This is a genomic window from Pseudomonas sp. 30_B, from assembly GCF_017491605.1.
GTDB lineage: Bacteria > Pseudomonadota > Gammaproteobacteria > Pseudomonadales > Pseudomonadaceae > Pseudomonas.
The window spans coordinates 173940-200406 of record NZ_JAFGYY010000005.1; the positions used below are offsets into that span (position 1 = coordinate 173940).

Annotated in this window: 26 protein-coding genes; 14 read left to right on the plus strand and 12 right to left on the minus strand. The window is 63.4% G+C overall.

The window, feature by feature from the left end; genetic code table 11:
• Positions 1 to 23 precede the first annotated feature (23 nt).
• From thiE to J5M67_RS07295, 3 genes are all read left to right on the plus strand, one after another.
• Positions 24 to 653: a thiamine phosphate synthase gene (gene thiE / locus J5M67_RS07285; RefSeq protein ID WP_207884643.1), complete on the plus strand. Its 630-nt coding sequence runs from the start codon at positions 24 to 26 to the stop codon at positions 651 to 653.
• A 42-nt stretch (positions 654 to 695) separates the two neighbouring features.
• Positions 696 to 1982, plus strand: coding sequence for a glutamate-1-semialdehyde 2,1-aminomutase (gene hemL / locus J5M67_RS07290; protein ID WP_207884644.1), 1287 nt, complete (start codon positions 696 to 698; stop codon positions 1980 to 1982).
• 215 nt (positions 1983 to 2197) lie between these two features.
• Positions 2198 to 2743 carry a tetratricopeptide repeat protein gene (locus J5M67_RS07295; protein WP_207884645.1) on the plus strand — a complete coding sequence of 182 codons (546 nt, stop codon included), beginning with the start codon at positions 2198 to 2200 and terminating at the stop codon, positions 2741 to 2743.
• A 122-nt stretch (positions 2744 to 2865) separates the two neighbouring features.
• Here J5M67_RS07295 and J5M67_RS07300 read toward each other — a convergent pair whose 3' ends face one another.
• Positions 2866 to 3198 (minus strand): DUF1820 family protein, encoded by a 333-nt coding sequence (locus J5M67_RS07300; protein WP_207884646.1) that lies wholly within the window; start codon positions 3196 to 3198, stop codon positions 2866 to 2868.
• 138 nt (positions 3199 to 3336) lie between these two features.
• On the opposite strand from J5M67_RS07300, the gene miaB reads away from it, so the two are divergent.
• The 5 genes from miaB to lnt all read left to right on the plus strand — a co-directional run bounded on the left by miaB (position 3337) and on the right by lnt (position 8855).
• On the plus strand, positions 3337 to 4674 hold the full coding sequence (gene miaB, locus J5M67_RS07305) for a tRNA (N6-isopentenyl adenosine(37)-C2)-methylthiotransferase MiaB (RefSeq protein ID WP_207884647.1): 1338 nt from the start codon (positions 3337 to 3339) through the stop codon (positions 4672 to 4674).
• A gap of 105 nt (positions 4675 to 4779) precedes the next feature.
• Positions 4780 to 5781, plus strand: a complete 1002-nt coding sequence (locus J5M67_RS07310) for a PhoH family protein (RefSeq protein ID WP_207884648.1) — start codon at positions 4780 to 4782, stop codon at positions 5779 to 5781.
• A complete protein-coding gene (gene ybeY, locus J5M67_RS07315; protein ID WP_207884649.1) occupies positions 5774 to 6235 on the plus strand; it encodes an rRNA maturation RNase YbeY in 462 nt (153 codons plus the stop codon). Before J5M67_RS07310 ends, ybeY begins: the two co-directional genes overlap by 8 nt.
• Positions 6236 to 6255: 20 nt before the next feature.
• A complete protein-coding gene (locus tag J5M67_RS07320) occupies positions 6256 to 7095 on the plus strand; it encodes an HlyC/CorC family transporter (protein ID WP_207884650.1) in 840 nt (279 codons plus the stop codon).
• Positions 7096 to 7322: 227 nt separating this feature from the next.
• A complete protein-coding gene (gene lnt, locus J5M67_RS07325; protein WP_207884651.1) occupies positions 7323 to 8855 on the plus strand; it encodes an apolipoprotein N-acyltransferase in 1533 nt (510 codons plus the stop codon).
• Between the two features lie 143 nt (positions 8856 to 8998).
• Here lnt and J5M67_RS07330 read toward each other — a convergent pair whose 3' ends face one another.
• Positions 8999 to 9760 carry a YdcF family protein gene (locus J5M67_RS07330; protein WP_207884652.1) on the minus strand — a complete coding sequence of 254 codons (762 nt, stop codon included), beginning with the start codon at positions 9758 to 9760 and terminating at the stop codon, positions 8999 to 9001.
• 42 nt (positions 9761 to 9802) lie between these two features.
• On the minus strand, positions 9803 to 10246 hold the full coding sequence (locus tag J5M67_RS07335; RefSeq protein ID WP_207884653.1) for a hypothetical protein: 444 nt from the start codon (positions 10244 to 10246) through the stop codon (positions 9803 to 9805).
• A gap of 235 nt (positions 10247 to 10481) precedes the next feature.
• Here J5M67_RS07335 and leuS point away from each other — a divergent pair, with 235 nt between their 5' ends.
• The 3 genes from leuS (at position 10482) to holA (ending at position 14872) form a co-directional block, all read left to right on the plus strand.
• On the plus strand, positions 10482 to 13103 hold the full coding sequence (gene leuS / locus J5M67_RS07340) for a leucine--tRNA ligase (RefSeq protein WP_207884654.1): 2622 nt from the start codon (positions 10482 to 10484) through the stop codon (positions 13101 to 13103).
• 80 nt (positions 13104 to 13183) lie between these two features.
• Entirely contained in the window at positions 13184 to 13798 is a 615-nt protein-coding gene (gene lptE, locus J5M67_RS07345; RefSeq protein ID WP_207884655.1) for an LPS assembly lipoprotein LptE, read from the plus strand.
• Positions 13799 to 13834: 36 nt separating this feature from the next.
• On the plus strand, positions 13835 to 14872 hold the full coding sequence (holA, locus tag J5M67_RS07350) for a DNA polymerase III subunit delta (RefSeq protein ID WP_207884656.1): 1038 nt from the start codon (positions 13835 to 13837) through the stop codon (positions 14870 to 14872).
• Positions 14873 to 15045: 173 nt separating this feature from the next.
• On the opposite strand, the gene J5M67_RS07355 is transcribed toward holA, so the two are convergent.
• Positions 15046 to 15396, minus strand: a complete 351-nt coding sequence (locus J5M67_RS07355; protein ID WP_207884657.1) for a YciI family protein — start codon at positions 15394 to 15396, stop codon at positions 15046 to 15048.
• A 178-nt stretch (positions 15397 to 15574) separates the two neighbouring features.
• Between J5M67_RS07355 and arfA the strand changes: the two genes are divergently transcribed.
• From arfA to J5M67_RS07370, 3 genes are all read left to right on the plus strand, one after another.
• Entirely contained in the window at positions 15575 to 15727 is a 153-nt protein-coding gene (arfA, locus tag J5M67_RS07360) for an alternative ribosome rescue factor ArfA (RefSeq protein WP_207884748.1), read from the plus strand.
• A 71-nt stretch (positions 15728 to 15798) separates the two neighbouring features.
• On the plus strand, positions 15799 to 16098 hold the full coding sequence (locus J5M67_RS07365) for a hypothetical protein (RefSeq protein ID WP_207884658.1): 300 nt from the start codon (positions 15799 to 15801) through the stop codon (positions 16096 to 16098).
• Positions 16099 to 16345: 247 nt separating this feature from the next.
• Complete coding sequence (locus J5M67_RS07370; RefSeq protein WP_207884659.1) at positions 16346 to 17608, plus strand: lytic murein transglycosylase; 1263 nt, start codon at positions 16346 to 16348, stop codon at positions 17606 to 17608.
• 50 nt (positions 17609 to 17658) lie between these two features.
• Here the strand turns inward: J5M67_RS07370 and J5M67_RS07375 are convergent, their stop codons facing one another.
• From J5M67_RS07375 to J5M67_RS07410, 8 genes are all read right to left on the minus strand, one after another.
• Positions 17659 to 18393 carry a molecular chaperone gene (locus J5M67_RS07375; protein WP_207884660.1) on the minus strand — a complete coding sequence of 245 codons (735 nt, stop codon included), beginning with the start codon at positions 18391 to 18393 and terminating at the stop codon, positions 17659 to 17661.
• A 7-nt stretch (positions 18394 to 18400) separates the two neighbouring features.
• Positions 18401 to 19744 carry a fimbrial protein gene (locus J5M67_RS07380; protein ID WP_243434562.1) on the minus strand — a complete coding sequence of 448 codons (1344 nt, stop codon included), beginning with the start codon at positions 19742 to 19744 and terminating at the stop codon, positions 18401 to 18403.
• Between the two features lie 80 nt (positions 19745 to 19824).
• Positions 19825 to 22494 (minus strand): fimbria/pilus outer membrane usher protein, encoded by a 2670-nt coding sequence (locus J5M67_RS07385; protein ID WP_207884662.1) that lies wholly within the window; start codon positions 22492 to 22494, stop codon positions 19825 to 19827.
• Positions 22495 to 22496: 2 nt separating this feature from the next.
• Positions 22497 to 23255: a molecular chaperone gene (locus J5M67_RS07390; protein ID WP_243434554.1), complete on the minus strand. Its 759-nt coding sequence runs from the start codon at positions 23253 to 23255 to the stop codon at positions 22497 to 22499.
• Between the two features lie 244 nt (positions 23256 to 23499).
• Positions 23500 to 24039 carry a fimbrial protein gene (locus tag J5M67_RS07395; protein WP_207884663.1) on the minus strand — a complete coding sequence of 180 codons (540 nt, stop codon included), beginning with the start codon at positions 24037 to 24039 and terminating at the stop codon, positions 23500 to 23502.
• Between the two features lie 346 nt (positions 24040 to 24385).
• Positions 24386 to 25381, minus strand: a complete 996-nt coding sequence (gene lipA / locus J5M67_RS07400; protein ID WP_207884664.1) for a lipoyl synthase — start codon at positions 25379 to 25381, stop codon at positions 24386 to 24388.
• A gap of 5 nt (positions 25382 to 25386) precedes the next feature.
• The gene (lipB, locus tag J5M67_RS07405) at positions 25387 to 26031 is read right to left on the minus strand and encodes a lipoyl(octanoyl) transferase LipB (protein ID WP_207884665.1); all 645 of its coding nucleotides are present in this window, start codon (positions 26029 to 26031) and stop codon (positions 25387 to 25389) included.
• Positions 26031 to 26330, minus strand: a complete 300-nt coding sequence (locus tag J5M67_RS07410) for a DUF493 domain-containing protein (protein WP_207884666.1) — start codon at positions 26328 to 26330, stop codon at positions 26031 to 26033. Before J5M67_RS07410 ends, lipB begins: the two co-directional genes overlap by 1 nt.
• Between the last annotated feature and the right edge of the window lie 137 nt (positions 26331 to 26467).

A 26467-nucleotide genomic window follows, 5' to 3' on the forward strand; every position in this document is an offset into this window, starting at 1 on the left:
CCGCTCCAATGATCGAGGCCCTGATGAAACTGCGCGGACTCTACGCCATCACTGACAGCCAGCTGCTCGACGGCGGCCGCCTGCTGCCCTACGTCGAAGCCGCCCTGAAGGGTGGCGCCAAGCTGCTGCAGTACCGCGACAAGTCCGACGACGCCTCGCGCCGCCTGCGTGAAGCCGAAGCGCTGCGCGACCTCTGCGCGCGCTACGGCGCCACCCTGCTGATCAACGACGACGCCGAACTGGCCGCGCGCCTGGGCGTCAGCGTGCACCTGGGGCAGACCGACGGCTCGCTGGCCGCCGCCCGTGCCCTGCTCGGCCGCGACGCCGTCATCGGCGGCACCTGCCACGCCAGCCTCGACCTGGCCGAACAGGCCATCGCCGAGGGCGCCAGCTACGTCGCCTTCGGCCGCTTCTTCAATTCCCAGACCAAGCCGGGCGCTCCGGCCGCCAGCGTCGAACTGCTGGAACAGGCCAAGTCCCGCTTCAACGTACCGCTGGTGGCCATCGGCGGCGTGACCCTGGACAACGCGCCCGAGCTGATCGCCCGTGGCGCCGACATGATCGCCGTGATCCACGCGCTGTTCGCCGCCGACACTCCGGCCGAAGTCGAACAGCGCGCCCGCGCCTTCAGCCAACTCTTCGAAACCCGCTGAGCGCCCACGCGCCCGGCACCCGACAGCTTCGCGAGGTTCCCCATGTCCCGTTCCGAAACGCTTTTCGCCAATGCCCAGAAACACATCCCCGGTGGCGTGAACTCGCCGGTGCGCGCGTTCAAGAGCGTCGGCGGCACCCCGCTGTTCTTCAAGCACGCGGAAGGCGCCTACGTGGTGGACGAGGATGACAAGCGCTACGTCGACTACGTCGGCTCCTGGGGCCCGATGATCCTCGGCCACAGCCACCCGGACGTGCTCGACGCCGTGCGCAAGCAGCTCGACCACGGCCTGTCCTACGGCGCGCCGACCGCGCTGGAAGTGGAAATGGCCGATCTGGTCTGCTCCCTGGTTCCGTCCATGGACATGGTGCGTATGGTCAGCTCCGGCACCGAAGCCACCATGAGCGCCATCCGCCTGGCCCGTGGCTACACCGACCGCGACAGCATCATCAAGTTCGAAGGCTGCTACCACGGCCACTCCGACAGCCTGCTGGTGAAAGCCGGCTCCGGCGCCCTGACCTTCGGCGTACCGAACTCCCCCGGCGTGCCGGCGGCCTTCGCCAAGCACACCCTGACCCTGCCATTCAACGACATCGCCGCCGTGGAGAAGACCCTGGGCGAAGTCGGCAAGGAAGTGGCGTGCATCATCGTCGAGCCGGTCGCCGGCAACATGAACTGCGTACCGCCGGCCCCGGGCTTCCTCGAAGGCCTGCGCCGCCTGTGCGACCAGCACGGCGTGGTGCTGATCTTCGACGAAGTGATGACCGGCTTCCGCGTTGCCCTGGGCGGCGCCCAGGCGCACTACGGCATCACCCCGGACCTGTCGACCTTCGGCAAGATCATCGGCGGCGGCATGCCGGTGGGCGCCTTCGGCGGCAAGCGCGAGATCATGGAGCAGATTTCCCCGCTCGGCCCGGTCTACCAGGCGGGCACCCTGTCGGGTAACCCGCTGGCCATGGCCGCCGGCCTGACCACCCTGCGCCTGATCAGCCGTCCGGGCTTCCACGACGAACTGACCACCTACACCACCCGCATGCTGCAAGGCCTGCAGGAGCGCGCCGACGCCGCCGGCGTACCCTTCGTGACCACCCAGGCGGGCGCCGCCATGTTCGGCCTGTACTTCACCGGCGCCGACGACATCGTCACCTTCGAGGACGTGATGGGCAGCGACGTGGAACGCTTCAAGCGCTTCTTCCACCTGATGCTGGACGCCGGCGTGTACCTGGCGCCGAGCGCCTTCGAGGCCGGCTTCACCTCCATCGCCCACGGCGAAACCGAGCTGAAGCTGACCCTGGACGCCGCCGAGCGCGCCTTCGCCGCGCTCAAGTAAGTCCCTGTGAAGGCGCCCGAACGGGCGCCTTCCGCTCTGCCCCGCCTTTATTCCCGCGTTACGTCCCTTCTCGCCATTCTGACCGCCCCAGCAGAAAAATCAGAAAAGAAGGTAAAGACTTTGTAAGGAAGCGCCCGCTTATTTCATAATGTGAAAGCCGGCGCAATTCGCTGGCCGGGCTTTGCCCGCCCCGATTCTGGAGGCCGCTGTTCCCCATGTACCGCACCGGTCGTACCCTGCTCCTGGGTTGCCTGTTGCTCGCCTTCCCCCTGTTGACCCAGGCGGGCGGCAACTCGCTGCTGATTCCGGCGACCGGCCGCTGCGTCCTCAATACCGTTCCCGAGCAACTGCAACAGGCACTGGCCAGCTGCCAGCAGGCCGCCAATGGCGGCGATGCGCAGGCGCAGTACGAACTGGGCGAGTTCTATTACACCGGCGACCTCGCCCCGCGCGACTTCCAGGCCGCCTTGCACTGGTTCGAGAAAGCCTCGCTGCAGGGCCATGCCAATGCGCAACTGCGCCTGGGCACCATGTTCTTCCGCGGTGAAGGGGTGAAGGCCAACAACGTGCAGGCCTACATCGTCTTGAAGATGGCCGCGGTGAACGGCGCCGAAGACGCCATGGACAGCGCCGACCTGGTCGCCGAGCAGATGAACAAGGATGAACTGGACATCGCCACCAAGGTGCTCGGGCAAATCTTCCGCAACTACCTGATCGAACTGCAGACCGCCGGCAACTCGCCGTTCTCGCCGCTGCCCTGACTCACGCCAAGTTCACATACGCTGTAGGAGCGAGCTTGCTCGCGAACAGGACTATACGGCTGACTTCGGTGCTGGACGGTTCGCGAGCAAGCTCGCTCCTACGAAAAGCGAAAAGCTGAGCGTCAGCTGTCCTTGCCGGGCATCGGCATGGGGAACGGCATCACGTTACCGCTGATCTTGGCCTCGCTGATCTTCGCGGTGCCCAGGCGCTCCACTTCGTCGATGCGGATGATCGAGTGCAGCGGCACGAAGCTGCGGATGACGCCATCGAACTGCGCCTTCAGCTTCTCCTCGCTGGGGTCCACCACCACCTGGGTGCGCTCGCCGAAGACGAACTCCTCGATCTCCAGGAAGCCCCACAGATCGCTTTGATAGATCTGCTTGGCGTACATCTCGTACACCTGGCCCTGGTTGAGGAAGACCACCTTGTAGATCGGGTTCTCGCGCTTGCTCATGAACGAAGGATGACAGCTTTGCAAAATGGGCACGCAGCATAGCACAGCCGCGCCCTCGCCACTCAGCCAGCGGTGGCAGACACCGGCGCCGAGGCATATAATGTGCGGTCATTTTTTAACCAGCCCAAGACAGATTTCATGGCCAAGAAGCTTTTCATCCAGACCCACGGTTGCCAGATGAACGAGTACGACAGCTCGCGAATGGCCGATCTGCTGGGTGAACACCAGGCCCTGGAAATCACCGAGAAGGCCGAAGAAGCCGACGTCATCCTGCTCAATACCTGCTCGATCCGTGAGAAGGCGCAGGAGAAGGTGTTCTCCGAGCTGGGCGCCTGGCGCGCACTCAAGCAGCAGAACCCGAACCTGGTGATCGGCGTCGGCGGCTGCGTGGCCAGCCAGGAAGGCGCGGCGATCCGCGAGCGCGCGCCCTACGTCGACGTGGTGTTCGGTCCGCAGACCCTGCACCGCCTGCCGGAGATGATCGACGCCGCCCGCACCACCCGCAAACCACAGGTAGACGTGTCCTTCCCGGAAATCGAGAAGTTCGACCGCCTGCCCGAACCGCAGGTCAACGGCCCCACCGCCTTCGTCTCCGTGATGGAAGGCTGCAGCAAATACTGCACCTTCTGCGTGGTGCCCTACACCCGCGGCGAGGAAGTCAGCCGCCCGTTCGACGACGTGCTCGCCGAGGTGATCCACCTGGCCGAGAACGGCGTGAAGGAAGTCACCCTGCTGGGCCAGAACGTCAATGGCTACCGTGGCCAGACCCACGACGGACGCATCGCCGACTTCGCCGAACTGATCCGCGTGGTCGCCGAGGTCGATGGCATCGAGCGCATCCGCTATACCACCTCGCACCCGCTGGAATTCTCCGACGCGCTGATCGCCGCCCATGCCGAAGTGCCGCAACTGGTGAAGTTCGTCCATCTGCCGGTGCAGGCCGGTTCCGACCGCATCCTCGCGGCCATGAAGCGCAACCACACCGCACTGGAATACAAGTCGCGCATCCGCAAGCTGAAGGCGGCGGTGCCGGACATCTGCATCAGCTCGGACTTCATCGTCGGCTTCCCCGGCGAAACCGAGCAGGACTTCGAGCAGACCATGAAGCTGGTGGAAGACGTCGGCTTCGACTTCTCCTTCACCTTCATCTACAGCTCGCGCCCGGGCACCCCGGCCGCCGACCTGGTCGACGACACCCCGGACGAAGTGAAGAAGCAGCGCCTGCTGATCCTCAACAGCCGCCTGCAGCAGCAGGGCTTCGAGATCAGCCGACGGATGGTCGGCACCATTCAGCGCATCCTTGTCACCGACTACGCCAAGCGCGACCCGGGTCAGCTGCAAGGCCGTACCGAGAACAACCGTGTGGTGAATTTCCGCTGCGACAACCCGCGCCTGATCGGCCAGTTCGTCGACGTGGAAATCTACGAGGCACTGCCCAACTCCCTGCGCGCCACCCTCGTGGAAGCACATCACTGATCATCGACCGCTGAATGCCCCGATGGCGTCCGAACTTTCGTACTCGCTCGCCCGGGGTTATTCTTCGACCATTCCCCTTTCGCAATACGGCGACTTAGAGAACCCTTGAACGCCCCTCTGGATATCCATCGTTTCATGCTCGAACCTTTCGAGGCCCGCAGCTTTGCCAACCTGTGCGGGCAGTTCGACGAGCATCTGCACCAGATCGAGAAGCGCCTCGACATCGAGATTCGCAACCGTGGCAACCAGTTCGAACTGGTCGGTGAGCCCGAGCGCACCCAAGCGGCCGAAAACCTGCTGCAGCGCCTCTACCGCGAAGTGCAGAACGGCACCGAGCTGACCCCCGACATGGTTCACCTGTTCCTGCAGGAATCCGGCCTGGAAGACCTGGCCAACGCGCCCGAAGCACCCCTGGTGACGCTCAAGACGCGCAAGGCGCACATCCGCCCGCGCGGCGCCAACCAGCAGCGCTACGTAAAGGCCATCCTCAATCACGACATCAATTTCGGCATCGGCCCGGCCGGTACCGGCAAGACCTACCTCGCGGTGGCCTGCGCCGTGGACGCCCTGGAGCGCGAGCAGATCCGCCGCATCCTGCTGGTGCGCCCGGCGGTGGAAGCCGGCGAGAAGCTCGGCTTCCTGCCCGGTGACCTGTCGCAGAAGATCGACCCGTACCTGCGCCCGCTCTACGACGCGCTGTACGAGATGCTCGGCTTCGAGACCGTGGCCAAGCTGATCGAGCGCCAGGTGATCGAAGTCGCGCCGCTGGCCTACATGCGCGGCCGTACGCTGAACAACAGCTTCATCATCCTCGACGAAAGCCAGAACACCACGATGGAACAGATGAAGATGTTCCTCACCCGGATCGGCTTCGGCTCCACCGCGGTGATCACCGGCGACGTCACCCAGGTCGACCTGCCGAAAGGCACCCGCTCGGGCTTGAAGCACGTGATGGAAGTGCTGCGCGACGTGCCCGGCATCAGCTTCACCCACTTCAAGTCCAAGGACGTGGTGCGCCACCCGCTGGTGCAGCGCATCGTCGATGCCTACGACGCCTACGAGAACCGCCTGACCGGGGTCGAGAGCCAGGGCGGCAAGCATGCTTGAGCTGGACCTGCAGATTGCTTCCGAAGCACCCGGCCTGCCGAGCGAAGCCGACTTCCGCCGCTGGTGCGAACTGGCCCTGCGCCAGCGCCAGAACGACTCGGAGCTGACCATCCGCCTGGTGGATGAAAGCGAAGGCCGCGAACTGAACAAGACCTGGCGACACAAGGACTACGCCACCAACGTACTGTCCTTCCCCGCCGACGTTCCCGACGAGCTGTTGGACATCCCGCTGCTCGGCGACCTGGTGATCTGCGCCCCGGTGGTGCAGCGCGAAGCCGCCGAACAGGGCAAGTCCGTCGAGGCCCACTGGGCTCACCTCGTTATCCATGGTTGCCTGCACCTGCTCGGCTACGATCACATCGAAGATGTCGAGGCCGAGGAAATGGAAGGCCTGGAACGGGAATTGCTGGCCGAACTGGGTCATCCTGACCCGTATGCGGCCGACGAAGAATAAACGCCAACGAGCAAGGAAAGATGAGCGAAGACCGATCGAGCAATGGGCACAAGTCGTGGTTGGACAAGATCACCCAGGCTTTTGCCCATGAGCCGAGAAACCGCCAGGAGCTGCTTGAGCTCCTGCGCGAAGCCCACGACAACAAGCTGCTCGACAGCGAGGCGTTGTCCATCGTCGAAGGCGCGATCCAGGTGGCCGACCTCCAGGTCCGCGACATCATGATCCCGCGCTCGCAGATGATCTCCATCAAGTCGACGCAGAAACCCGCCGACTTCCTTCCCGCCATCATCGAGGCGGCGCATTCACGCTACCCCGTGATCGGCGAGAGCCTGGACGACATCATGGGCGTCCTGCTGGCCAAGGACCTGCTGCCGCTGATCCTTCACGACCAGAACCACGCCTTCAACATCAAGGACCTGCTGCGCCCGGCCACCTTCGTGCCCGAGTCCAAGCGCCTGAACGTGCTGCTGCGCGAGTTCCGCGCCAACCGCAACCACATGGCCATCGTCATCGACGAATACGGCGGCGTGGCGGGCCTGGTGACCATCGAGGACGTGCTGGAGCAGATCGTCGGCGACATCGAGGACGAGCACGACGTCGAGGAAGACAGCTACATCAAGCCGTTGCCCAGCGGTGACTTCATCGTCAAGGCGCTGACCCCGGTGGAAGCCTTCAACGACTTCTTCGGCGCGGAGTTCTCCGACGATGAATTCGACACTGTCGGCGGCGTGGTGATGAGCGCCTTCGGCCACCTGCCCAAGCGCAACGAGACCACCGAGCTGGGCGGCTTCCGCTTCCGCGTGCTCAACGCGGACAGCCGCCGGCTGCACCTGCTGCGCCTGACTCCGCTGCAGGACTGAGCCTCCGCGATCCCTGTAGAAGGGGGCCATGCCCGCGATTCGGGGGCATGGCCCCCTCCTACGGGAAATCACGAACATTGCCCCCATCGGCCGGCACCCGGCCGAACCCGCCCCTTCCTGCAACATCACATTGCAGACGGCTCATGGCTTTTGGCCCCCATCCCCATAGCCTACCGTTCGTCTCTCCATTACTCTTGCGCATCGCTTAACCGCCACAAGGATTACCGATGCGCTGGATCACCCGCCCCGGCCTGCCAGGCCATTTGCTCGCCCTGGCCGCCGGCGCGCTCACCCCGCTGGCCCTGGCGCCGTTCGGCTACTGGCCGCTGGCGCTACTGTCCCTCGCCCTGTTCTACCTCGGCCTGCGCGGCACCACCGCCGGCTCCGCGCTGTGGCGCGGCTGGTGGTATGGCTTCGGTGCGTTCATCGCCGGCACCAGCTGGATCTACTTCAGCATCCACGACTTCGGCGGTGCCTCGGGGCCGCTGGCCGCCTTCCTGGTGATCGGCTTCAGCGCCGGTGTGGCCTTCTTCTTCGCCCTGCCCGCCTGGGCCTGGGTGCGCCTGTTCCGCCGCAACAACGCGCCGGTCAGCGACGCGCTGGCCTTTGCCGCGCTGTGGGTGGTGCTGGAGCTGTTCCGCAGCTGGTTCCTCACCGGCTTCCCCTGGCTCTACGCCGGGTATAGCCAACTGGAAGGCCCGCTGGCGGGGCTCGCGCCCATCGGCGGGGTCTGGCTGGTGTCGTTCAGCATCGCCCTCACCGGCGCACTGATCATCAACATCCCGGCGCTGACCCAGCGCCCCGCGCGCCTGGTCGCCGGCCTGATCCTGCTGATCGCGCCCTGGGCCGTCGGCATCGCCTACAAGGGCCACGCCTGGACCGTGCCGGCCGGCGCCCCGCTGAAGGTCGCCGCGCTGCAGGGCAACATCGCCCAGGAAATGAAGTGGGACCCGAAGGCTGTTACCCACCAGCTTGAGCTGTACCGCGACCTGACTGCCGAGCAGAACGGCTTCGACCTGATCGTCTGGCCGGAAACCGCCGTTCCCGTGCTCAAGGACCAGGCCACCGGTTACCTGGCGATGATCAACGAGGTCGCCACCGCCAAGAAGGCCGCGCTGATCACCGGGGTTCCGGTGCGCCAGAAGACCGCCGAGGGCGTGCGCTACTACAACGGCATCACCGTGGTCGGCGACGGCAGCGGCGATTACCTCAAGCAGAAGCTGGTGCCCTTCGGCGAATACGTTCCCCTGCAGGACATCCTGCGCGGCCTGATCGCCTTCTTCGACCTGCCGATGTCCGACTTCGCCCGCGGCCCGGCCGACCAGCCGCTGCTCAAGGCCAAGGGCTACAGCATCGCGCCGTACATCTGCTACGAAGTGGTCTACCCGGAATTCGCCGCTGAACTGGCGGCACAGAGCCAACTGCTGCTGACCATCAGCAACGACACCTGGTTCGGCACCTCCATCGGCCCGCTGCAGCACCTGCAGATGGCGCAGATGCGCGCCCTGGAAGCCGGGCGCTGGATGGTGCGCGGCACCAACAACGGCGTCACCGCGCTGATCGACCCGTTCGGCAAGCTGGCGGTGCAGATCCCGCAGTTCCAGCAAGGCGTGCTGCACGGCGAAGTGGTGCCAATGCAGGGCCTGACGCCCTATCTGAAGTGGCGCGTCTGGCCGCTGGTGATCGTTGGCGCGGTGCTGCTGGTGTGGGCACTGGTCCGTCGGCGGACGCATCCGGAAGAGCGCCGGCTGTTCCGCTGATCGCAAAAAGGGCCTCGTGAGAGGCCCTTTTTCATTCACGGGACAGAATTCGATCTGACCGTAGGAGCGGACTCCGTCCGCGATAGACCCGCATCGCGCCGGAAGCCTTCGCGGACGAAGTCCGCTCCTACGAAAGCCTGGCATCATCGATAGAACAACCGATACCCCACCAACCCGATCGCCTCGTTGAGCAACTGTTCGCTCTGCCAGACCGCCCGCCCTTCCGGCAGCCAGCCACCCAGCGGCCGGGCGTTGTCCACGCCGATATACCCCACCGGTGCCGGCACCACCTCGAATCCTGCATGCTCGAAGCTCCACAGCGCACGCGGCATGTGCGTCGCGTGGGTCACCAGGACCACGCGTCGGATGCCCGCTTCGCGCAGGAGGGGTGCGCTGAGCTGGGCGTTCTCCCAGGTGGTGCGACTCATCCCCTCCTGCCAGCGCACCGCGACGCCATAGTCGTCGCTCAGGCTGCGGGCCATGATGTAGGCCTCCGAGGGCGGCGCACCGTAGTGCAGTCCACCCGAGGTCAGAACCGGCAAGCCACTGGCCTTGGCCAGGCGAGCGGCGTAGCGCAGCCGCTCGTAGGCCATCAGGCCGGGCTGGTCCTCGTCCCAGGCGCGGTCGCCGCGCATCCGGCCGGCACCCAGTACCACGATGGCATCGGCGCGCTGCGCCAGCCCCGCCCAGTCCGCCTGCTTCAGCGGCGCCTGTTGCTCCAGCAGGCGCGCGCCCCACTCCACGGTTACCGGCAGGCTCATCGCCAATAGGCCGAGGAAACCGCTGAAGAAGCACAGGATGGAGAAGCGGGGAAAACGCCGGCGCAGGACAAACGCCAGGAGCAGCAGCAGAAGCAGCAGTCCCGGCGGCATCAGAATCTGTTTGAGAATGTAGCGAAACGGCATTGGCGACTCCTTGTCGAGCGCCAAGCCTAACGGATCACCGCGCTATCCGCGCGCTTTCGCGTTGCGGAACAACTGGGAACCACAGGACGAGCAGGGCAACACACCCTGGCTGCGGCTCCAGGCCACCGGCGTGCCGCACAACGCGCATTGCAACTGCTGCGTATGCGGGCGCCCGATCAGCCGCGGGCGGCTGCTGGGCGGGGCAACGTGGCGCGGCGGCCGGGAGGCCCGTGCGGGCCCCTGTTCCAGTAGCGCCAATTCCTCTGCAGCGGCGTGCCAGCCGCGCAGCCAGTTCACATCCTGATCGAGGTAGGCGCGGATCAACTCCATCTCCGCACTGCTCAAGCCGCGCAGTTCCAACTCGACAGGGCACTCATCCCTTAAACGTTCGGCGGTATCGGCCTCATCCAGGGCCAGCGCCAGTCGTTGCAGCAACCGTTCATACAGACCCGAACCCGAAGCACTTGTGCGATGCAACTCAGCCATCAGTCACCTCAAGACAGGCGGAAACCTCCCGCCTTCAGGCAAAGCTTAGCGGCCCACCCCGCGCCACACCGAGCGTGCGACAAACGGCGCGGGCTACCGGCTCGGGGAGGGGTCATGTATGCTACGAGGCTTTCTGTAGCCACCGGGCCCATGTCGTTTCAGGGGTCGGTTGAGCGGAGGGCCACTCGACCTCCCTGGCTGCACACTTCTTTTCCGTACAGGTTCAAATCGCGCCATGCACGAGCAATATCAGCCCCTCGAGATCGAATCCCAGGCCCAGAACTTCTGGAACGAACACAACTCCTTCCGCGTCGACGAAGTCGCCGGCAAGGAGAAGTTCTACTGCCTGTCGATGTTCCCGTATCCGAGCGGCAAGCTACACATGGGGCATGTGCGCAACTACACCATCGGTGACGTAATCAGCCGCTACCACCGCATGCAGGGCAAGAACGTCCTGCAGCCGATGGGCTGGGACGCGTTCGGCATGCCGGCGGAAAACGCCGCGATGAAGAACAACGTCGCACCGGCGGCCTGGACCTACGACAACATCGCCTACATGAAGTCCCAGCTGAACAGCCTGGGCCTGGCGATCGACTGGTCCCGCGAAGTCACCACCTGCAAGCCGGACTACTACCGCTGGGAGCAGTGGCTGTTCACCCGCCTGTTCGAGAAGGGCGTGATCTACCGCAAGAACGGCACCGTGAACTGGGACCCGGTGGACCAGACCGTACTGGCCAACGAGCAGGTCATCGACGGCCGTGGCTGGCGTTCGGGCGCGCTGATCGAGAAGCGCGAAATCCCGATGTACTACTTCAAGATCACCGCCTACGCCGAAGAGCTGCTGTCCAGCCTCGACGACCTGCCGGGCTGGCCCGAGCAGGTCAAGACCATGCAGCGCAACTGGATCGGCAAGTCCCGCGGCATGGAGATCGCCTTCCCCTATGACCAGGCTTCCATCGGCGAAGCCGGCCAGATGAAGGTCTTCACCACCCGTCCGGACACCCTGATGGGCGCCACCTACGTCGCCGTGGCCGCCGAGCACCACCTGGCCACCCTGGCCGCCCAGCGCGATCCGTCGCTGCAGGTGTTCATCGACGAATGCAAGCGCGGCGGCGTCGCCGAAGCCGACATCGCCACCCAGGAGAAGAAAGGCGTCGCCACTTCCCTGTTCGTCGAGCACCCGCTGACCGGCGAGAAGCTGCCGGTGTGGATCGCCAACTACGTGCTGATGACCTATGGCGAAGGCGCCGTGATGGCCGTTCCGGGCCACGACGAGCGTGACTTCGAGTTCGCCAACAAGTACGCCCTGCCGATCAAGCAGGTGATCGCCCAGGTCGGTGCCGACAACGACTTCGAACCGACCGTCTGGAAAGAATGGTACGGCCTGAAGGACGACAGCGTCGTCACCGTCAACTCCGGCAAGTACGACAGCCTCGGCTACCAGGCCGCGTTCGACGCCATCGGCGCCGACCTCGCCGCCAAGGGCCTGGGCCAGGCACGCACCCAGTTCCGCCTGCGCGACTGGGGCATCAGCCGCCAGCGCTACTGGGGCTGCCCGATCCCGATCATCCACTGCGACGCCTGCGGCGACGTGCCGGTCCCGGCCGACCAGCTGCCGGTGGTCCTGCCCGAGGACGTGGTGCCGGACGGCGCCGGTTCGCCTCTGGCCAAGATGCCCGAGTTCTACTCCTGCAGCTGCCCGAAATGCGGCCAGCCGGCCAAGCGCGAAACCGACACCATGGACACCTTCGTCGAGTCGTCCTGGTACTTCGCCCGCTACGCCTGCCCGCAGTTCGAAGACGGCATGCTGGACAAGAAGGCCGCCAACTACTGGCTGCCGGTCGACCAGTACATCGGCGGCATCGAGCACGCCATCCTCCACCTGCTCTACGCGCGCTTCTTCCACAAGCTGATGCGCGACGAAGGCCTGATCGACTCCGACGAGCCGTTCAAGAACCTGCTGACCCAGGGCATGGTGGTGGCCGAGACCTACTACCGTACCAACCCCAACGGCAGCAAGGACTGGTTCAACCCGGCCGACGTGGAAGTCGAGCGTGACGCCAAGGCCAAGGTCATCGGCGCACGCCTGAAGACCGACGGCCAGCCGGTGGAAATCGGCGGCACCGAGAAGATGTCCAAGTCCAAGAACAACGGTGTTGACCCGCAGGCCATGATCGACGCCTACGGCGCCGACACCTGCCGTCTGTTCATGATGTTCGCCTCGCCGCCGGACATGAGCCTGGAGTGGTCCGACTCCGGCGTCGAAGGCGCGAGCCGCTTCCTGCGCCGCGTCTGGCGTCTGGCCCAGTCCCACGTCAACGCAGGTCCTGCGGGCGCCGTGGACAAGTCCATCCTGGACGATGCGCAGAAGGCCATCCACCGTTCCATCCACCTGGCAATCCGCCAGGCCAGCCAGGACGTGGGCCAGCACCACAAGTTCAACACCGCCATCGCCGCCGTGATGACCCTGATGAACGTGCTGGAAAAAGCCCCGACCGAATCCGCCGCCGACCGTGCCCTGCTGCAGGAAGGCCTGGAGAGCGTCACCCTGCTGCTCGCCCCGATCACCCCGCACATCTGCCACGTGATCTGGCAGGAACTGGGCAAGGACGGCGCCGTGATCGACGCCAGCTGGCCGCAGGTCGACGAAGCCGCCCTGGTGCAGGACAGCCTGCAACTGGTGGTACAGGTCAACGGCAAGCTGCGCGGTCACATCGAAGTGGCGGCCAGTGCCAGCCGCGAAGAAGTGGAAGCCCTGGCTCGTGCCAACGAGAACGTACTGCGCTTCACCGACGGCCTGACCATCCGCAAGGTGATCGTGGTTCCGGGCAAGCTGGTCAACATCGTGGCCAACTGAAAACGACGCTGGAAAAGACCTATTCGCCCGTGGCACCTTGGCCACGGGCACCCCGGATCAACAGGAGTGAGGGAAGCTTGATGAAACGTATCCTGACCAGCCTCGCGCTGATCGGCCTGGCCAGCGTGCTGAGCGCCTGCGGTTTCCAACTGCGCGGCCTGGGCGATACGAACTTTGCGCTCAAGGAAGTCGACCTGACCGCCCGCAACGCCTACGGCGAAACGGTCACGCAACTCCAGCAGGTTCTCGAAGGCAGCGGCGTGAAAGTCGTTTCCCGCGCGCCCTACCACGTCATCCTCGCCCGCGAGGACGTGACCAGCCGTACCGTCAGCTACACCAGCTCCGCACGCAGCGCGGAGAACCAGCTGACCAACACCCTGGACTACGAAATCCGCGGCACCAACAACCTGCTGCTGCTGAACGGCCAGGTCCAGGTGCGCAAGGTCTACGTACAGGATGAGAACAACCTGGTCGGCTCCGATCAGGAAGCCGCGCAGATCCGCGAAGAAATGCGCCGCGACCTGGTCCAGCAGATGGCCATGCGCCTGCAGATGATCACCCCGGCCCAGCTGGATGAACTGCAGCGCAAGGCCGACGCCAAGGCCAAGGCCGAAGCGGATGCGCAGAAGGCCGCGGACGACGCCGCCAAGGCGCAGCCGCAGCAGTCGCCGATCGAATTCCCGAAATCCGAGTGACATGCAGGGGCCGGACGATCCGGCCCCTTTTTCATCATGAAGCTCAATCCCGGACAACTCGCCAAGCACCTGCAGGGCAACCTCGCCTCCGTCTACGTCGTCAGCGGTGACGAGCCGCTGCTCTGCCAGGAAGCCTGCGACGCCATTCGCGCGGCCTGCCGCCAGCGTGATTTCGGTGAACGCCAGGTATTCAACGCCGAAGCCAACTTCGACTGGGGCCAACTGCTCGAAGCCGGCGCCAGCCTTTCACTGTTTGCCGAAAAGCGCCTGATCGAGCTGCGCCTGCCCTCCGGCAAGCCCGGCGACAAGGGCGCGGCCATCCTCCTGGAATACCTGCAGCGCCCGCCGGAGGACACCGTTCTGCTGGTCAGCCTGCCCAAGCTCGATGGCAGCACGCAGAAGACCAAGTGGGCCAAGGCCCTGATCGACGGCGACGTCGCCCAGTTCATCCAGATCTGGCCCATCGACGTGCACCAGTTGCCGCAATGGATTCGCCAGCGCCTGTCCCAGGCCGGCCTTGCCGCCAGCCAGGAAGCGGTGGACCTGATCGCCGCTCGGGTGGAGGGCAACCTGCTGGCCGCCGCTCAGGAAATCGAAAAGCTCAAGCTGCTGGCCGATGGTCAGCAGATCGACGCCGCCACCGTCCAGGCGGCGGTCGCCGATAGCGCGCGCTTCGACGTGTTCGGCCTGATCGATGCCGCCCTGAATGGCGAAGCCGCCCACTGCCTGCGCATGCTCGAAGGCCTGCGCGGCGAAGGCGTGGAGCCGCCGGTGATTCTCTGGGCCCTGGCCCGGGAGATCCGCGTGCTGGCCAGCCTCGCTCAGCAGTTCAGCCAGGGCGTTCCCCTGGACAAGGCCTTCAGCCAGGCCCGCCCGCCCATCTGGGACAAACGCCGCCCACTGATGAGCAAGGCCCTGCAACGGCACACCGCGCCACGCTGGAACCAGATGCTGCAGGACGCCCAACTGATCGACGCACAGATCAAGGGACAGGCGCCGGGCAATGCCTGGAGCAGCCTCGCCCGCCTGGCCCTGCTGGTCGCCGGACAGCGCATCAGCCTGCCATCGGCCTAAAGCCAAGACTACCGCCAAACCCCAACCTGTAGGAGCGAGCCTGCTCGCTAACAGCGTCTAACGCCACAGCGTTAGACCCTACAGCGACAGGCTCCCACCTCCACGAGGCTTCAGCGCGGTCATTCGCGAGCAAGCTCGCTCCTACAAAAAGCCGAAGGCAAACGCCGTCGGCGCTACTCCCACTCGCGCACCTGCCGCACCTCCACACAGCCCAGGCGTCCCGGCGGAATCTTTGCGGCGATGCGCTGGGCTTCCTCCATGTCCCTGGCCTCGATCAGGTAGAAGCCTCCGAGCTGCTCCTTGGTCTCCGCGAACGGCCCGTCAGTGATCGCCAGCTTGTCGCCCTGGCCACGTAATGTGCTGCCGGTGACCGTGGGTAGCAGCGCATGGGCGGCGATGTAGTTGCCGCTGCGCCGCAGTTGTTCGCTGTAGGTCATGCAGTCGTCGACGATGCCTCGCAGCTCGGCCTCCGGCAGCTCAGCCGCCTTGCGCTCGTCGAAGTAGATCATGCAGAGAAACTTCATCGCCCTTGTCCTCGTTCTTGTCTATGGCGTCAAAAAACTCACCGCAGCCAGAGTAGCCCCGATAGCCGCCATCGGGCCTTGGCCCATCCGCCGACTGACCAAAGGTATTGGACAAGCGTGCCAATCAGGCAGAACATGCGCGCGCCGGCAAAGGGCCGGTATCGATGAGGACATCATGATGGCGAAGAAATCCAAACGGCCGAACAAGGCCAAATCCCTGGTCGCGCAACCGCTGTTCCGCAGCCGCCAGGAAACGCCCCTCAAAGGCAAAGGCAGCTACCGCCGCGAAGCCTCCCACAATTGGGAGGCTTCTTCGCTTCTGGCGGCCTGAAACGTCGGAAAAGCTGAACCACCCCGCCCTCTAGCTTTCAACCGGACAGCCACGCCCCTGGAGGTCCTGCCATGAAAGCCCCGCTCATCGCCACCATCCTCATCCTGCCCTTCAGCCTCCATGCCCATGCCTTCTGCTCCGACCAGGAAGCCGAGGCCAAGGGCAAGCAAGTCGCCGCCAAGGTCACCGAAGTCACCCGCAGCGATCCCCAGCGCGCGCAGAAGCTCAACGAAAAACTCGCCGAAATGAAGAAGGCTCGCTCCAGCGAAGAGCGTCCGGACGACTGCGCCGCCTACGACGAGATGCTCAAGGAGTTGAGCCAGAGCGCCCCCAAGGTCGACCAGGAAACCGGGGTCCAGCCCAAGCAGTAAGTGCCGCGACTCCCGTAGGAGCGGACTCCGTCCGCGATCCGGCCGGCAGGCCGGTCCCGTATAGCCATCGCGGACAAAGTCCGCTCCTACAAAACAAGCTGCCACCACCCGACAGGTAAAAACCCGATACGGGAATTTTCGTCCTGCGCAGCCATCCAACCCTACAACCCCCGCTTCTGCCCGCCGCAGACGCGTCACAGTGGCCATGTTATGGTGGCCGCTCGCCTGCCAATACTCGAGGAGAGCAATGCGCAAGCCCGTTCCAACTGTTATCGGCCAACGCTGCCTGCTCGTCGCCGTGACCCTGGCCTCGCTCGGCCTGCTGACCGCCTGCACGGAGCCGCCGCCCAAGGACTCCGCCGCCAGCGTGCAGGCGCAACCTACGCAAAGCTTCGCCCAGTGGCGCGACGGCTTCCGCGTCCAGGCACTCGCCGCCGGCATCAGCCCACAGACGTTCGATTCGGCGTTCCAGGGCATCGAGCCAGACGACTCGGTGGTGACCGCCGACCGCAGCCAGCCCGAGTTCACCCGCCCCGTCTGGCAGTATCTGGAAAGCGCCGTCTCCCCAGCGCGAGTGCGCAATGGCCAGGACCAGTTGCTGCAGAACGCCGAGGCACTGCAACGCATCGACAACACCTACGGCGTCGACCGCGAAGCCGTGGTGGCCATCTGGGGCATGGAAAGCAACTTCGGCCAGCAGATGGGCAGCAAGAACGTGATCCGTTCACTTGCCACCCTGGCCTACGAAGGCCGCCGCCCGGACTTCGGCCGTGACCAGCTGATCGCTGCGCTGCAGATCATCCAGCACGGCGACGTGCCAGCAAGCAACATGATCGGCTCCTGGGCCGGCGCCATGGGCCAGACCCAGTTCATCCCCACCACCTACAACCGCTACGCCGTGGACTTCGACGGCGACGGCCGCCGCGACATCTGGGGCTCGCCCACCGATGCCCTGGCCTCTACGGCGAATTACCTGAGCACCTCCGGCTGGAAACGCGGACAAAGCTGGGGCTTCGAGGTACGCCTGCCGCCGGACTTCGACTATGCCCTGGCGGACATGGATATCCGCAAGCCCATCAGCGAATGGCAACGCCTTGGCGTACAGCCGGCGGCCGGCCCCCTGCCAGGAGAACCGCAGGCCAGCGCCTCGCTGCTGCTGCCGGCCGGCTACCGCGGCCCGGCCTTCCTGGTGACGGACAACTTCCGCGCCATCCTCAAGTACAACAACTCCACGTCCTATGCCCTGGCCGTGGGCCTGCTGGCGGACAGCTTCAAGGGCGGAGGCCAACTGGCGGGAAGCTGGCCACGGGGAGATACGCCGCTCACCCGCTCCGAGCGGATCGAACTGCAGCAGCAGCTGACGCGCCAGGGCTTCCAGGCCGGAACGGCCGACGGAATCATCGGCGCCAATACGCGCAAGGCGGTGCGTGCCTACCAACAATACGTCGCGTGGCCGGAGGACGGCTATCCGACGCCCCTGCTGCTGCAACGCTTGCGCAGTAGCCAGTGACAGACGGCCGGAAGATCGGACGCTAACCGAGCCGGTCTGGGCAGCGGCGGTTACTGCAGCACCGCACTCGCGTCTTGGGCGTTTCCATCGTCATCGATCCAGTTGAAGAGAACCTCCCCACGCTGCCCGACGACCAAGTCCGCGACGGGCAACTCCAATGACGATAAGGGCGCAATCATGTCGCCCATGATCGACTGCTGCTTCATTCCCTGACGAATGGCGAGACCGCTGAGCGTCACGTAGTACGGAGTGGGATTTTCGATCCTCAACACCATGGCCTGGTCTGCGGCACGCAAGGAAAAAGTCAGTTTTCCAGCCGCCTGCACCGCTTTCATGGGGAGTTCCGAGGGGCGATAGAAGAGTTTTATCTGTGTCCGCATGGCGACTATCAGACGCTGTTGCTCGGGCGTTTGCCGGGCATCCATGCCGGTGGGTGGAATTTCATAGACGTTCAGCCAGAACACGGACTCGCGATTGCTGGGTATGCGCTCGCCCGTATAAAGAAGGCGCAAGGTTCGATGCTCCGAGGGGAGCAACGAAAAAACCGGCGGTAGGGGCATGAAAGCGGAGATGGACTTGTCCGGCGTCGAGTTCAGTGCGCCGTCGTCTATCCAGGTCTGAACCATCACTGGGTACGGATTGATATTGGCGACCCTCAGGCTGACCTCATTGCTGCCGGCCGGAAAGATAACCCGTGTCCGCTCCGTGGTGACGCCGGCCTGAACCAGCGCACTGGCGAACAGCACCAGCCCGTAAAATAGGCCGCAGAGCAAGCGACGGCGCATCCTCGGACTATTGGACACGGATAATCAACTGCGCAGTGGCTTTCACCTTGCCCGGCGTTACTGAAGGTTGGGTGCCGATGCTGAGCTTTTCCAGGCTCGCACTGAAGTCTTCTGTGTACTGGTTAACGCCGCCAGACGTTCCAAGCAACTGAGTAGCAGGCCCCACAGCGGGATACCAGCCCTGAGCGTTGGCGGTGGAGGCTCCGTTGGCCGAGTTCTCATTGACCAGCAGATTGATCGGAACGTTGTTCCGATAGATGCGAATGCCTACCCCCGCCGCCATATCCGGCTGTCCGTAGGTATCGGAGACCAGATAGCTCAGCCCACCGTTGGCATTTATCAATCCCAGCCGCGACGATGCCGCCACCGAGCCGGGAGAGGCTTTGATCCCCAGTGCAGTCGAGTTGACCGCAGTGCTGTTGACCGTGGCGCCCGTTTGGCAATTGAACTGGATACTAAAGGGCTGGCCCCGCTTCACTCCGGCATTCAACTGCTCCACCGAGATGGTTTGGAACATGACTACCGGCGTGATATTCACTACCGAACAAGTCTGGTAGCGTTTCAATGTCACGTTGTTATACAGACTGATAGCGCCTGGATAATAAGAATACCAGCCGTTCCAGTTTCCCCCCGAGTGCGGTTGACCGACATTCGGATAACTCAGTCCCGGCCCCTTCAGGGCGATATATGCCGCAGGCTGGCTGTAATTATAGAGCTGCGACTTGGCGGTCGCGCTGAAGGGAAATCCGACACTGGACTCCAGGGGCGCGCTGAACAACTCCGCCCGAACCGCACTTAGATTCTTCGCCTTAATCAGGACATACCCTCGCGAATCCACATCCAACCCTTTCAATGGCCGCTCTTGCCACGTGTAGGTGATGTACTGTCCGGTCGAGAGATTGGTCAAACGCAGGAGCACGTTCGGCCACGCGGTACGATAGGCGGATTGGAGCCCCAAGGTGTTGCCGTTGGAATCACCATCGGGATACCAGCCGCTGTAGAGGTTGTCGCCGTTGGTGGAGTACATCTCATAAATGGCATCGTTGGCTTGGCACCGGGCAAACACGGTCTCGGCGTTATAGCCGCCTGGCTGGCCATAGGTCGAGAAGGGCACAGTCGAACTGGCCAGGAGCGTGCCATAAGGCTGGAAGGTCGAACTGGTGACGTCGACGACGGACGGCAAGCCCAGACTGCCGCTGCAGGTATCGCAGGCGCCCGGCCAGCTGATAGCCACTCCTTCACTGGGCAGAATCTGGTTATTCCCCGGAGTATTGCTCGAACTGTAGACCAGATAACAAGTCGCCAGTGCAGGGCGGGCCATACCGATCCCCAGCAACAGCGCACACAGCATGAGCCTGACGGCGCGGCCCAATGGCCAAAAACGAAGCTTCAGAATTTTATTCAGAATGGTTGCCATGGAGAGGTCCCACTTCATGAGGTGACTGGCGTACAGGTAGCCTGAAGACGAACCAGCGCTTGATCGGATGGCTGACCGGTGAGGTCATAGGCCAACTGGCACTTTTCATCCGCCGCGTCGCCCCACTGCACCAGAAGATATCCACGGGTCCCTTCCGCCCTTGCGTAGAGCTGCCCGCCCTGCCCAACCATGCCAATGTTCACGCCCTTAGCGTCACGGACATTGGCGCCGAGCGGCAAAGTCGAACCGTCGGCCCGCAGCGCCCGGATCAACAAAGCGTGACCGGTCAGGGTCTTGAACTGCAGCTTGACCATGGCCCCCGCATAGGGCGCAACCTGACGGTCGGTTTCAACCAGCTCAGCCTGTTTGTCGATGCCTTGTGGGTCCAGGCCGACGGGGTTGTAGCGATAAGGCGTCAAGGACGGCACCAGGGCATACCCCGAACCATCGATCTTCGCGCCACGCCCGCCACGGATTGTCGCACCGGTAGCCCCCTTGGCTTCGACCAGGCCGAAGGTATCGCTCAGATAGGGTCCCAGGGTGACCCCGCCGCTATGCACAACGGCGGCGCCTCGGGCACTGACGCTGCCTTGCTTGTAGCCGTTGCCCTGGGAGTAGGTGGCACCCACGGTCGCCGAAGGCATCTGCTGTTGCAGCATGCCGCCCCAGCCCGTGGTGTGATCCTCGGAGTCACGCGATGCACTGAGGTTGTAGCTGGTGGTGCGAGCCTCGCCGAGGGTGCCGCTCAGGCCACTCTGGTAGGTTTCGCCCTTGCTGTCGCCGGAACGATGGGAGATCGAACTGGAGAGATACGGCGAGTTGCTATCGGACGTCAGCGGCAACGACAGCGCCAGCATCACCACACTGTCGTCGTAGGTATTGCGGGATTCGTCGCGCGTGATGTAGTCCGGCAGTTGATCGTTGTTGTAGTTCGGGTTGTAGTGCACCGACTTCTGCCGCGTATAGGACAGGTTGTAAGCCAGGTCGCGCCAGGTATTCGTGTAACCGAACTGCAGCTGCGTATCGCGGCTGCTGCCGTCGTAGTAGTCGGCGGTCGAACCGGAGATATAAAGGCTGCCCAGACCGCCCAGGGACTGATTGACGCTGAGCAGATACTGGTTGCGCTGCTGATAGGTGGTCGACATCCAATTGGTGCCTTCCTTTTCCGCATGGCGCACACCGAGCACGTCGCTCAAGTCGCGGAAGCCATCCGTGGAATAACGGTATCCCGCAAGGTTCAGCGTCGTTGCGGTCGGCTGGAAGGTACGGCTATAGGTTGCCTCGGCGCGCCACCCTTGCTTGCGCTCATCATTTTCCGCCGTCGCGTCGGAGAAGGTGGTATTGAAGCCGAAGGCACCCAGCTCGGTGGCAAGCACCCCGCCGCCGAGGAACGCCAGGTAGCGATCGCCCACACGCGCCCCCAGGTTCGCGGTCAGGCTGTTGCTGATGCCGCGCTGATAGGTCGCATCGCCGAACAGGTCCTGGGTATCGTCATCGTAATAGCGGGCCTGGCCAAGCGTAGCGCTGTAGCGCGACTGCCCTGGGCGCATGGAGTCGGGAACCGCGGCGAAAGGCACGGTGAAGGTGGATACCCGGCCATCGGCCTCGACGACCCTCACATCCAGGTCACCCTGGTAGCTGGTCCCACCCAGGTCATCGATAACGAAAGGCCCTGGCGCCACGGTGGTCTCGTAGATGTCATGGCCGTTCTGGCTGACAATGACCCGTGCGTTGGTCGAAGCCGTTCCCCGCACCTGGGGAGCGTATCCCTGCATCGAGTCCGGCAACATGCGGTCGTCCGTGGCGAGCTGGACACCCCGGTAAGCCAGACTGCTGAAGAGACTGCCCGGCGTGTAACTGTCGCCGACGGTCATCTCGCTACGCAGGCTGGGCAGCGCGCGCTGTCCATAAGTCCGGATGGCGTTGTAACTACGGGTGGTCTCCCCGCCATAGTCAGAATAGCGGTAAGTCCCTTGCTGGCGGAAGCGCCAGAGACCGAGGTTGATACCTGAGTTGAGGCCCAGGTAGCCATAATTGGACGTCGCCCCGCCCTGACCGGTGTAGCGAGAGCGGTAATAGCTGCTGTCATAGTTGACGAATGCCATCGTCGAACCGGCATCGAGCTCGTCGGTGCTGACAGAACCTCGCGGCTTGTTGTCCATCAGCGCCTGGGGAATCGAAAGATCCAGGCGCAGCGCGGCGACATCGAACTTGTATGCGCTGCCCGGCACGCGTTCGCCCAGGGTCTTGCAGATGGACTCGGAACTCAGTTGGGCGTCGCCCGCCGGCTCCTGCGACGCGGAGGATGGCGTCGTCACCAGCTTGTTGGGCAATACGCGCGCGTCCCGAACCAGGAATCTGTCACTCAGGCAAGGAACGGTCACCGGACCACTTTCCAGATCCCGCCGGCGAAATTCTACGGACTGCCGGGAAATGAAGGCGCCGTTGACGAACAAATCGACGTTATAGACGCCGGGGTCGAACTGGTCCGGATTATTAAAGCGCGACAATTGTCCGGAAGAGGATCCCAGCAGCATGTTGTCATCGAACTGATAGGCCAGCAGATCCGAGCCGTGGGCAAACTCCACGAGCAATAACAACGACAACCCCGCAACCACCGGCGCCAAACGATTGAGCACGAATGGAACTACCGGGCGCTGCCGGTCCTTGATTATAGCGGCCATGTTCAGCGCGAGACCTCTTGATCCAGCTTGATCTCCGCCCCGTAATCATTCACCAGCAGACAACGAATGCTGACAGGCCCCGCAGGCAGCGAAAAACTCTTTGGCAGTTCCCATATGGCTTGCGACCTGGGAGAAACCATGCTGGTTTCGAGCAACGTTTCATGGCCATTGACCACCAACTTTCCTTCACTGAACGAAGCGAAATAACCGGTCGGATTTTCGACTTCGACCCCCCAACCAGCGCCTTGCTGTTTCAGACTGAAGCGCAAACTCTTCACCACGCTTTCCGGTTTTTCCGTAATACCGGCGGGGCGATAGAACAACTTCAGCCGATTACGCAACATCACCAACATTTGGCTCTGGTCCTTGTAGGCTTCGTTGCGCGGCGGAATCTGCAGAACGTTGAGATAGAAGACCGACTCCCTGTCCTGTGGCAGGCCGCTGCCGGTGTAGACCAGGCGAAGGCTCTGGCCAGTCTTGGGCTCCATGCGGAACATCGGCGGCGTCACCAGAAATGGCGCATCAGTCTTGTCCGGTGTCGAATCGGGATCATTGACGTCGACCCAGGCCTGTACCACGTTCGGGTATGAGTCCTGATTGCTCAACTGCACCGTTTTTTCGGTGACACTGCTCGGATAGATGACCCGCGTTCCGGTTATCACCACACTGGCAGAGGCCCAAGACGAGAACATCAAGCCGGTACAGGCGAGCATCGCCAGCAGCAGGCGATTACCGAGCAACAATTTGATCGAAGTGCACATTGCAAACTTCTCCCTCCCAGGTCGAGCGACATCCGCTAGCCACTGGCCGAATGCCAAAAATCAGATGCAGGTATCCAGCCAAGCATGCAGTTTTATTTGCAGGGCCAGGTACCAGACAAAATAATCAAGGCAGTACAGCAGCGATATAACGACAAATATCGTACAGCGATATAGCAATCAAATAATGAAGTAGCGACAACCGGGCGAGGTACTTCCTTGTTCCTCGCTTCAGTTCAATCAGCAATCACTGATAAGACGCGGTATACTCTGTAACGCCAGTTACCAAACCGGCAGTTGCGCTGCCAGGTACGGAAATATATTGCACACCAAAATCATGAGAACCCGATGCGGCGCCATTCAGATTGATAACGGAGTTAGCGGTTACTACACCGCCGCTCAGGTTGATCTGGTTCCCACCGACACTTTCCAGAAGTTGCAATGCAACATTGCTCGCCGGATTGCTGCCAGCGATGTTGCTCAGGTTGCCGTTGGCGTCGACATTACGGCCGTTGAACTTGAACTTGACAGCCTGCGGACCGGTCGGAGAGCAGCCGGAGACCCCAAGAGTGAACGGAGTAGCGCCAGCTTTAGTGTTGGCAGCGGCCAGGTCGGCGCTGGAAACGGTGGGCAGCAGAACAGTGGCATTACCTGTGGTGCCGTTGACAGTGACGGCACAGGTCTGGTCCGTTACCTCACCTTGGAAAGTGATGGTGTTATCGGCAAGCGCGATACCTGGCGTAGCGATAACTGCAGCAATAGCGAATTTCTTGAAAGCGACGTACATGAAAACCTCCTAAGTTCGGGCATTTATTCACCCTAACTAAAGACTATCCACGCACCCCAAATTACTCACCTCAGAAAAAGCCCATCCCCCACCAAGGAATAATCCCATTCCTCCAAATTGCCCCCTTACGACCCCATAAAAATATTAATTAATATTTCATTAATGCACGTCAGACTTCGACACTCGCCGCGTGACCTCCCATTCAGCCCACCGCCCATGTTGATTCAGTGTGAGTCGCAAGAGCATAAAAACGCCGCTCAACCTGGCTGGAGGAGCGGCGTTTGTTACTTCCGAACGGTATCGAACTCGACCGGCCATATGAGCTTACCGGCGCGGTCTAGGACAATTAGCTGATTTTCGTACCATGGGCCTGCTGGTCAGCATGGTAGGACGAACGTACCAGCGGGCCGGAGGCGACGTTCTTGAAGCCCATCTTCTCGCCTTCCTCGGCGAACCAGGCGAAGGTGTCCGGGTGCACGAAGCGCTGCACCGGCAGGTGGTTGCGCGAGGGCTGCAGGTACTGGCCGAGGGTCAGCATGTCGATGTCGTGCTCGCGCATACGGTGCATGACCTCGATGACTTCCTCGTCGGTCTCGCCCAGGCCGAGCATCAGGCCAGATTTGGTCGGCACGTGGGGAACCATTTGCTTGAACTTCTGCAGCAGGTCCAGCGACCACTCGAAGTCCGAGCCCGGACGGGAGGACTTGTACAGGCGCGGCACGGTTTCCAGGTTGTGGTTGAACACGTCCGGCGGCTCCTGGGCGGTGATGTCCAGGGCGATGTCCATGCGCCCGCGGTAGTCCGGGACCAGGGTTTCCAGCTGGATGCCGGGGGACAGCTGGCGGATTTCCCGCAGGCAGTCGGCGAAGTGCTGGGCGCCGCCGTCACGCAGGTCGTCGCGGTCCACCGAGGTGATCACTACATACTTCAGGCGCAGGTCGGCGATGGCGATGGCGAGGTTCTTCGGCTCGTCCACATCCAGCGGCTTCGGCCGGCCGTGGCCGACGTCGCAGAACGGGCAGCGACGGGTGCAGATGTCGCCCATGATCATGAAGGTGGCGGTGCCGCCGGAGAAGCATTCGCCGAGGTTCGGGCAGGAGGCTTCCTCGCAGACGCTGTGCAGCTTGTGCTTGCGCAGCAGTTGCTTGATGCGGTCGACCTCGGGGGAAACCGGGATGCGCACGCGAATCCAGTCGGGCTTCTTCGGCAGTTCGTCGGTGGGGATGATCTTCACCGGAATGCGCGCGACCTTTTCCGCGCCGCGCAGCTTGACGCCGACTTCCACCTTGCCCGGCTTGGCGGCCGGGGCGGCCTGACCTGGGTTATCCACAACAGTGCTCATCTAGGTTAGATCCCGCCCGTTAGGGTCTTCTGTGCTGCGTAGCCAAGGCGCTGGACGAGTTCGCCACGCAGGCGCTCGCGCACATCGGCCAATGCGATGGGGCCCGCCAGCTGGCTCAGCTGGGTCATGGCCATGCCTGCGTATCCGCAGGGATTGATGCGTCGAAAGGGTTCCAGGTCCATGTCCACGTTGAGGGCCAGGCCATGGAAGGAGCGGCCATTGCGGATGCGCAGGCCGAGGGATGCGATCTTCGCGCCGTCGACATAGACGCCCGGTGCGTCGGGTTTGGACACAGCCTGGACGCCGTAGCTGTCGAGCAGGCCGATGAGGCTCTGCTCGATGCGCGAGACCAGGTCGCGCACGCCGATACCGGAGCGGCGCACGTCGAGCAGCAGGTAGGCCACCAACTGGCCGGGGCCGTGGTAGGTCACCTGTCCGCCGCGGTCGACCTGCACCACCGGGATGTCGCCGGGGAACAGTACGTGCTCGGCCTTGCCGGCCTGGCCCTGGGTGAACACGCGCTCGTGCTCCAGCAGCCAGACTTCATCCGGGGTTTCAGCACCACGCTCGGCGGTGAAGCGCTGCATGGCGTGCCAGGTCGGCTCGTAAGGGAGGATCCCCAGCTCACGAAAGCCCAGCGTTTCGCCCATCAGAGCACCATGTGGACGCGGCCGGTGGCGCGCAGGTCTTTATGGATGTTCTGCAGTTGGTCGACACTGGTGGCGGTGATCAGCAGCTGCACGGACAGGAAGCGGCCGTTGCGGCTGTCACGGGAGACCAGGGTAGTGACGTCGAGGTCGGGCGCGTGGCGCTGGATGATCTCGACGACCAGATCGGAGAAGCCTTCGCCAGCATCGCCAATGACCTTGATCGGATAGCGTTCACAGGGGAACTCGATCTTCGGCGCGGGCTGTTCGGTCGTGTCGACAGTATCAGGGGTATCAGTCATGGCACTCGCGGGCGGGTAGCCCGCCTCCGCATGAGCGCCCAGGATGGAGGCGCTCCGGGTGGATCGGACGACGGCTGCCGGGCCACGGGGGGACCGCGCAGTCGCAGGCGGGCATTTTACCCGAGTTTGCGACTGCG

What these genes read in the sequence shown, in the direction of transcription:
- ybeY (WP_207884649.1), top strand. Translation starts at nt 5,774, where the DNA reads ATGCTTGAGCTGGACCTGCAGATTGCTTCCGAAGCACCCGGCCTGCCG.
- J5M67_RS07410 (WP_207884666.1), bottom strand. Translation starts at nt 26,330, where the DNA reads ATGACTGATACCCCTGATACTGTCGACACGACCGAACAGCCCGCGCCG.
- J5M67_RS07365 (WP_207884658.1), top strand. Translation starts at nt 15,799, where the DNA reads ATGAAAGCCCCGCTCATCGCCACCATCCTCATCCTGCCCTTCAGCCTC.
- lipA (WP_207884664.1), bottom strand. Translation starts at nt 25,381, where the DNA reads ATGAGCACTGTTGTGGATAACCCAGGTCAGGCCGCCCCGGCCGCCAAG.
- holA (WP_207884656.1), top strand. Translation starts at nt 13,835, where the DNA reads ATGAAGCTCAATCCCGGACAACTCGCCAAGCACCTGCAGGGCAACCTC.
- J5M67_RS07320 (WP_207884650.1), top strand. Translation starts at nt 6,256, where the DNA reads ATGAGCGAAGACCGATCGAGCAATGGGCACAAGTCGTGGTTGGACAAG.
- J5M67_RS07395 (WP_207884663.1), bottom strand. Translation starts at nt 24,039, where the DNA reads ATGTACGTCGCTTTCAAGAAATTCGCTATTGCTGCAGTTATCGCTACG.
- J5M67_RS07380 (WP_243434562.1), bottom strand. Translation starts at nt 19,744, where the DNA reads ATGCTGTGTGCGCTGTTGCTGGGGATCGGTATGGCCCGCCCTGCACTG.
- J5M67_RS07300 (WP_207884646.1), bottom strand. Translation starts at nt 3,198, where the DNA reads ATGAGCAAGCGCGAGAACCCGATCTACAAGGTGGTCTTCCTCAACCAG.
- lnt (WP_207884651.1), top strand. Translation starts at nt 7,323, where the DNA reads ATGCGCTGGATCACCCGCCCCGGCCTGCCAGGCCATTTGCTCGCCCTG.
- lptE (WP_207884655.1), top strand. Translation starts at nt 13,184, where the DNA reads ATGAAACGTATCCTGACCAGCCTCGCGCTGATCGGCCTGGCCAGCGTG.
- J5M67_RS07295 (WP_207884645.1), top strand. Translation starts at nt 2,198, where the DNA reads ATGTACCGCACCGGTCGTACCCTGCTCCTGGGTTGCCTGTTGCTCGCC.
- J5M67_RS07390 (WP_243434554.1), bottom strand. Translation starts at nt 23,255, where the DNA reads ATGTGCACTTCGATCAAATTGTTGCTCGGTAATCGCCTGCTGCTGGCG.
- J5M67_RS07385 (WP_207884662.1), bottom strand. Translation starts at nt 22,494, where the DNA reads ATGGCCGCTATAATCAAGGACCGGCAGCGCCCGGTAGTTCCATTCGTG.
- J5M67_RS07355 (WP_207884657.1), bottom strand. Translation starts at nt 15,396, where the DNA reads ATGAAGTTTCTCTGCATGATCTACTTCGACGAGCGCAAGGCGGCTGAG.
- lipB (WP_207884665.1), bottom strand. Translation starts at nt 26,031, where the DNA reads ATGGGCGAAACGCTGGGCTTTCGTGAGCTGGGGATCCTCCCTTACGAG.
- J5M67_RS07330 (WP_207884652.1), bottom strand. Translation starts at nt 9,760, where the DNA reads ATGCCGTTTCGCTACATTCTCAAACAGATTCTGATGCCGCCGGGACTG.
- thiE (WP_207884643.1), top strand. Translation starts at nt 24, where the DNA reads ATGAAACTGCGCGGACTCTACGCCATCACTGACAGCCAGCTGCTCGAC.
- arfA (WP_207884748.1), top strand. Translation starts at nt 15,575, where the DNA reads ATGGCGAAGAAATCCAAACGGCCGAACAAGGCCAAATCCCTGGTCGCG.
- miaB (WP_207884647.1), top strand. Translation starts at nt 3,337, where the DNA reads ATGGCCAAGAAGCTTTTCATCCAGACCCACGGTTGCCAGATGAACGAG.
- hemL (WP_207884644.1), top strand. Translation starts at nt 696, where the DNA reads ATGTCCCGTTCCGAAACGCTTTTCGCCAATGCCCAGAAACACATCCCC.
- J5M67_RS07335 (WP_207884653.1), bottom strand. Translation starts at nt 10,246, where the DNA reads ATGGCTGAGTTGCATCGCACAAGTGCTTCGGGTTCGGGTCTGTATGAA.
- J5M67_RS07370 (WP_207884659.1), top strand. Translation starts at nt 16,346, where the DNA reads ATGCGCAAGCCCGTTCCAACTGTTATCGGCCAACGCTGCCTGCTCGTC.
- leuS (WP_207884654.1), top strand. Translation starts at nt 10,482, where the DNA reads ATGCACGAGCAATATCAGCCCCTCGAGATCGAATCCCAGGCCCAGAAC.
- J5M67_RS07375 (WP_207884660.1), bottom strand. Translation starts at nt 18,393, where the DNA reads ATGCGCCGTCGCTTGCTCTGCGGCCTATTTTACGGGCTGGTGCTGTTC.